The sequence below is a fragment of the Roseateles sp. P5_E11 genome (assembly GCF_054049355.1).
On sequence record NZ_JBFUMO010001025.1, the window covers coordinates 1 to 1,142 of the forward strand.

Annotated in this window: 2 protein-coding genes; one reads left to right on the forward strand and one right to left on the reverse strand. The window is 55.8% G+C overall.

Going from position 1 to position 1,142, the window contains the following annotated elements; genetic code table 11:
- The first annotated feature begins 88 nt into the window (after nt 1-88).
- Nucleotides 89-460: a LuxR C-terminal-related transcriptional regulator gene (locus ACXJKR_RS33095; RefSeq protein ID WP_457326467.1), complete on the forward strand. Its 372-nt coding sequence runs from the start codon at nt 89-91 to the stop codon at nt 458-460.
- A gap of 119 nt (nt 461-579) precedes the next feature.
- Here the strand turns inward: ACXJKR_RS33095 and ACXJKR_RS33100 are convergent.
- A partial coding sequence (locus ACXJKR_RS33100; RefSeq protein WP_457326468.1) for a hypothetical protein occupies nt 580-1,142 on the reverse strand: 563 nt, incomplete at its 5' end.

The following is a 1,142-nucleotide window of genomic DNA, read 5'->3' on the forward strand; positions in this document are numbered from 1 at the left end:
GTATTCGCTGGACGCTACCAAGCGCGGCGAATAGCGAATACCGGCCCCGGCGATCCGATGCTGCACGGCCAGTTGCGCCGCGAAGGCCATGAAGCCCTCGACGCCAACCGATGGCACATCGCGCGTGGGAGTTCTCAGTCTGGGATCGCACAACCTGGGCTTCTTTGACGGTGAGGGCTACCAGATCGTCCGCGTCATTGCGAGAGCGCTCGCGATGGAACTCCACCGCTGGCTGCTGCAGGCAATCCGCCGCGAGCTGCTGGCGCAGTCACGCATCACGCCACAGGAAATCGAACTGCTCCGGCACCAAGAGGCCGGTCACACCAGCAAGGTGATCGGCGCCGCGCTGAGCATCGAGGCGAAGACGGTGGACTGCAGGTTCCAGCGGTTGAGTGCCAAGCTAGACGCACCGGATCGCAGAACCGCAGCGCGGATAGCGCGTCTCTACGGTCTGCTCTAAGAAAGGCGATGCGGACTTCTATGGACTCGTTCGGACGCGCGGAGCTACAGCTTCGAAAGCGTGCTGCGGAACATCACATCAATGCCGAATGATTCATGAAGGCAACGCATCGCCACTCACTAACAATTAGCAGGAAATTCCACCGACAAATCTTGCGAACACCAAAGAAGGTAATGTCCTGAATTTTCCTGCAACATATTGAGCGCCAAAAATCGGGCGATATTTCTGTATTCAGCATCACACAAAGTGGAGCCAAAAACCATTGAGGGGCTCAAATCTTCGAATGACACCAGAACTTCCAAGAGCTGCGGAATCGGTGAATACACCAGATTGAATGACGCCTCACGCCCGTATAGCGGAATGCCTCTCAATTCCGCATACAGCGCAATTACCTGCTCCACCTCAAACATTCTTCTCCGAATAGATCGCGACGCTTCGGCAAACCCATCTTCCATGTCGGCGGGCTGCATCCCTAGGAACTCTCGCCGCGCGGCCACTCTCGCACTAAAACTAAGCAGTGAAAGAAAGCTTACACATACAAATCCAAACAAGGCCACTCTCAAGCGCAAATACAACTCCAGGTCGCTCAAAGGACTGCCTGTCGAAAACACCGCTTCATGAACCGCATTTAGGTCGCAGAATACCTCTTCGGCGATCCCAGCATCGCCGGACTGAATCAGCG